Annotated in this window: 5 protein-coding genes and 4 pseudogenes; 5 read left to right on the forward strand and 4 right to left on the reverse strand. The window is 59.0% G+C overall.

Annotation, left to right across the window (positions count from 1 at the left end; translation table 11 throughout):
• Positions 1-188: KUP/HAK/KT family potassium transporter (locus tag NKI21_RS32210; RefSeq protein WP_352443283.1), on the forward strand; the 188-nt coding region annotated here is incomplete at its 5' end.
• Between the two features lie 127 nt (positions 189-315).
• Here NKI21_RS32210 and NKI21_RS32215 read toward each other — a convergent pair.
• The 3 genes and pseudogenes from NKI21_RS32215 to NKI21_RS32225 form a co-directional block, all read right to left on the reverse strand.
• Positions 316-1025: pseudogene (locus tag NKI21_RS32215) on the reverse strand (IS6 family transposase).
• A gap of 75 nt (positions 1026-1100) precedes the next feature.
• Positions 1101-1352 (reverse strand): annotated as a pseudogene (locus tag NKI21_RS32220) (DUF1403 family protein); the annotation flags it as partial.
• Positions 1353-1474: 122 nt separating this feature from the next.
• The gene (locus tag NKI21_RS32225; protein WP_023679574.1) at positions 1475-1852 is read right to left on the reverse strand and encodes a hypothetical protein; all 378 of its coding nucleotides are present in this window, start codon (positions 1850-1852) and stop codon (positions 1475-1477) included.
• A 294-nt stretch (positions 1853-2146) separates the two neighbouring features.
• Between NKI21_RS32225 and NKI21_RS32230 the strand changes: the two are divergent.
• From NKI21_RS32230 to NKI21_RS32240, 3 genes and pseudogenes are all read left to right on the forward strand, one after another.
• Positions 2147-2877: pseudogene (locus tag NKI21_RS32230) on the forward strand (IS6 family transposase).
• Positions 2874-3053: a hypothetical protein gene (locus NKI21_RS32235; RefSeq protein ID WP_031194388.1), complete on the forward strand. Its 180-nt coding sequence runs from the start codon at positions 2874-2876 to the stop codon at positions 3051-3053. The pseudogene NKI21_RS32230 and the gene NKI21_RS32235 overlap by 4 nt, the downstream one beginning before the upstream one ends.
• Positions 3053-3670, forward strand: a complete 618-nt coding sequence (locus NKI21_RS32240) for a hypothetical protein (RefSeq protein WP_023737119.1) — start codon at positions 3053-3055, stop codon at positions 3668-3670. The genes NKI21_RS32235 and NKI21_RS32240 overlap by 1 nt, the downstream gene beginning before the upstream one ends.
• 105 nt (positions 3671-3775) lie before the next feature.
• Here the strand turns inward: NKI21_RS32240 and NKI21_RS32245 are convergent, their stop codons facing one another.
• Complete coding sequence (locus NKI21_RS32245; protein WP_352593620.1) at positions 3776-4150, reverse strand: acyl carrier protein; 375 nt, start codon at positions 4148-4150, stop codon at positions 3776-3778.
• On the opposite strand from NKI21_RS32245, the pseudogene NKI21_RS32250 reads away from it, so the two are divergent.
• Positions 4131-4205, forward strand: a pseudogene (locus NKI21_RS32250) (DNA-binding response regulator); the annotation flags it as partial. The gene NKI21_RS32245 and the pseudogene NKI21_RS32250 sit on opposite strands and share 20 nt — an antisense overlap.

Raw genomic sequence — 4205 nt, forward strand, 5'->3', positions numbered from 1 at the left:
AGTTCGACATCATGACGACCTCGTTCTTCCTGTCACGGCGTTCGCTCAAGGCCTCGCCCAATTCCGGCATGCCGGTGTGGCAGGACCGGTTGTTCATCGGCCTGGCGCGTACGGCGGCCGACGCGACGGAGTACTTCCAGATCCCGACCGGACGCGTCGTCGAGATCGGAACGCAAGTGACGATTTAGGGCATGCCGCGGTTGAGAAGAATCGGTGCTGTCACATTGATTGAGCGGTAAGGAAATTCAGGTAGCAGCGCGCCCGGCACTGTAAGTTTCAGCGGCTTGATGCAGCGATAGCTGGCCGGGACGGCTGTCACGCTGTGGCGACACACGCGATTTTGTTCCAGATTTGCATGGGGCGTTACGCAGGTCTCGATGTTGAGCCGATGACAGCGCATTGCAGGGAAAGTGAGCAGGTCGGCAATCGGATCATGGATGGAAACGAACCGCTGAAGCTGGCGTGCCGACTTGAAGCGTTTCATGATCCTTTCGCGTCGTCGGGTCGGCTGGTGCGAATTTTCCGCTCGATTATTCAGGCCTGTGTGCGACCGGTGTTCGACGCCGGGCATGAGGTCGCGCATGGCGGCATCATAGGATCGGAGCTTGTCGGTGATCATGATCCGTGGTGTCCGCCCTTGAGCTTTCAGCAACTTGCGCATCAGACGCTTTGCCGCCTTGGCATTTCGGCGGCTTTGTACCAGCACTTCGAGGACGAAGCCGTCCTGATCGACGGCACGCCGGAGCCACTGCTTCTTGCCACTGATAGCCACGACACATTCGTCGAGATGCCATTTATCGCCCAGGCAGCCGGCTGATATTGATCTCCTGGGCGGAATGCCGTCCGAATTTCTCCGCGCAGCTTCGAACGGTCTGATGCGTGACGATGATGCCGCGGGCCGCCAGCATGTCCTCAACCATGCGCAGGCTGAGCGGAAAGCGAAAGTAGAGCCATACCGCGTGCGCAATGATCTCGGCGGGAAAGCGGTGGCGACCATAGAGCGGATCACGAGCAACTTCTGACATGGCCCAATGTACGCACATCTTCATAAGCTGTCGGTTGACTTTACGATGCCGCGCCAAGCGAGCAGCATCCGGCCGGCGGGGCCGACCCCGTCTCCCGGCCGTGAGCAGAACGGCATCGCGCAGGTGCCGCTTCATCCTCGACCGGCCAGCCTGCTTTGCCGTTACCGCCGCCGCCGAAAGCGCCAGGCGTTGCCGCCAGGCGCCGATCCGCCGGCAGCGGTTCGTTTCCACCGATGATCCGAGTGCCAACCAGTTCCACTTTCCCCCAATACCTGCGTAACGCCGCCATGCAAATCTGGAACAAAATCGCGTATGTCGCCGCAGCATGACAGCCGTCCCGACCAGCTATCGCTGCATCAATACGCTGATATCTTTACAGTGCCCGCACGCCTCTCGCGCGCCAACGGCCAGTCGGGTGTCGCGAATGAGGCGCGCTGAAGCCATCCGGCTCAGCCGATCATGGCGCTTCGGTTGCCGGGTTCGAGGTCGTGGCCTCTGCCGCTGCGCGATTCTAGCATTTGCGCCTTGGAGAGCTCTGCTTCAGCCTCGGCGAGGCATGGCTCGGCTGCGGTTCTCTGCCGCAGAAGGTCCGATTGCGAATTCTTGACGTTGTCACGACGTAGGCGAGCGGCCTTGGCGAACGTCGGATAAGCGAAATGATTGACATCGGAGATGCCGGCCTTCGTTTCCTCGGCGTTTAACTGGAAGTCCAGTTCTCGCGCCATGCGTTCGAAATCGGCAATCATGATGTCTAGCTGGTGCAACTGTCGCCGCTTCTCATTCACCTGAAATTGCTTCAGTCGGACCAGATTACCTCGTGGCTTCATGACTCGGTACTCCGGTACCCATTTCGTCCAATCAAACCGCTCTCTCCCCTTAACGTTAGGCCTACAGCGACTCTCACGTTTTCTGCTGCGAGCGGAAACATATTTTCCAAAATCCTTGGCCGATGGCTATGAGTTCAATGGCATCGACAAGCATGCGAGCGGGGGACTTAAGGGGCGGTAAAAAAAGGCGGAATAGGGCGATTTTCACAATGTCTGCATTGAACGCGTTGAGACCTGCGGCGGGCTCGACACACAAAGCAATCGTCAAGATTTGCGACATGGACGCCGGGGGGCATGAATACGCCCGCCGTCAGCTACACGCCCCCCGATTTCCGCCGCCTATTATCGCCCACGCGGTCTGGCTTTATTTCCGGTTTCCGCTGAGCCTGCGCCTGGTTGAGGAAATGCTGCTGGAACGCGGCATCGTGGTTTCGTATGAGACAAGTCGCCGGTGGGGCATCAAGTTCGGGCTGGACTGCGCTCGCTGCTTGCGCCGCAAGCCGCCGTGCCGGAATGACGTCTGGTACCTGAACGAAGTGGTCGTCACCATCGCCCGGCAAAAAGCTTTGGTTGTGGCGCACCGTCGACCAGGATGGATATGTGCTGGACGAAATCGTGCAAAACCGCCGCAACACCAAGGCCGCCAAGCGCTTGCTGACGCGGCTGTTGAAGAAGCAGGGGCTCGCGCCGAAGCGCATGATCACCGACTAGCTGCGCTCGTATGGAGCGGCAAAGCGACAGGTGATGCCGGACGTCAAGCACCGGTCGCACAAGGGGTTGAACAACGGAGCGGAGAATTCCCATGTGCCGCCGCGAAAACGGGAGCGGATGATGCAGGGGTCCGATCGCCGAGAGGCCTGCAACGCTTCGTCTCGACCTTGTCAGCCCTCCGCAACCTCTTCGTCCCGCCCCGCCCCAAACGTTCTGCTCTCGCCATACATGTTCATCGCCTCAGCGCGATGGCGCTGGTGATATCACGACGCGTTTGTACCGCTCGACCTACGCCACAGGTGCCGACGCTGTGACGAGCTTCGTCGGTCGCGTGTCGAGTGACGGCACCGGGGACAATTATCGTCGACCGCAGTCCATTGCCCAGACCAAGGCGCTTCTCGGCGTCGGCACGATGGCAAATCGCAGCGTCACGATCTCGGCCGCTGCCCCTTCTGGCGGCGTGGACGGTGATTTCTGGGTGCAGCCGTAATGGCCCTTTACGTCAAAGCCTCCGGGGTCTGGGGGGCGGCCAGCGCCGTCTGGGTGAAAATCTCAAGCCTCTGGACCAAGGCTCGACAGGTCTATGTGCGCAGCTCGGGCGTCTGGGAGAAAATGTTCCCGATAGATCTGGTCTTCAATGGCACTCACGAAGACTCGACTGCCACGACCGTTTACACCCACACCAGCATTCCGCTTCTTGTCGCGCCACACGCTAATCGTCGTGTCATCGTGACAACTGAGACCACTGACACCGAAAGTGCAGTGACCGTCAACAGTATGACGATTGGGGGTGTGGCTGCCACCCTTCTCGCTCAGGTGGAAAGCATCTTCAATTCTGGTGTGGTCTATCTGTCAGTGTGGTCAGCCCTCGTGCCAACCGGTACGACGGCAACGATCGTGACCACGTATAGTGAGAGCGTGTTCCGTGACTACATGTCGGTCTATACGACCACCGATTGGGATGGTGTGGTGGGCACTGTTGCCTCTGACAACAATTCAACGGGTGGCCTGACAACGACCGTCAGCATTGGTGCCCTGGGCGCAGCGATCGCAATTGCGGGCAACGCCACCAAGGGGGCATCGGCACTGCGACATGGACCGGGCTGACCCAACAGTTCTCAAACACACCAGTCACGGATACAAACCACAGCGGAGCAATGGCCATAGCTACCGCCGCCCAAGCTGCCCTCACCGTAACCTGTGCCTACAGCACTACTCCAGCACTTGCCGCACTGCTGGTGGTTCCGCGGTGCGCAACTCCTGACTGGCGACGGCGTCGGCGACATGCCTTACGGACTCGTATTGCCAGAGCTTGTAATCGTCGACAAACCAGCCAAGTCGGCTCTCGATCGCCGTAGCAAGCTCGTTATAGTCGAGGCTGTCGAGGCCGAGATCCCGCATTCTGGTTGTCATCGAGACCTCTACTTTTTCGGCAACTAGAGCGTTGAGGGTTTTGAGAACCAGTTGTTCAATTTCAAGTAATGTCATCACTAATACATGCCTTTTGATTGCAGATTCAGGTAATGCAACCCTGATCGGGGCCCAACCCCCAAAACGAGGTGTGCCGTTGAAACATGTTCTTGTCATTGACGATGATGCCGCAATGCGGCGCCTCATCGCCGAGTATCTCACGATGCATGCC

Source organism: Mesorhizobium sp. M0715 (genome assembly GCF_040320355.1).
Taxonomy (GTDB): Bacteria; Pseudomonadota; Alphaproteobacteria; order Rhizobiales; family Rhizobiaceae; genus Mesorhizobium.

Excerpts from the sequence above, each read along its gene's own strand:
- NKI21_RS32225 (WP_023679574.1), bottom strand. The coding sequence starts at position 1,852 with ATGAAGCCACGAGGTAATCTGGTCCGACTGAAGCAATTTCAGGTGAAT.
- NKI21_RS32240 (WP_023737119.1), top strand. The coding sequence starts at position 3,053 with ATGGCCCTTTACGTCAAAGCCTCCGGGGTCTGGGGGGCGGCCAGCGCC.
- NKI21_RS32245 (WP_352593620.1), bottom strand. The coding sequence starts at position 4,150 with ATGACAAGAACATGTTTCAACGGCACACCTCGTTTTGGGGGTTGGGCC.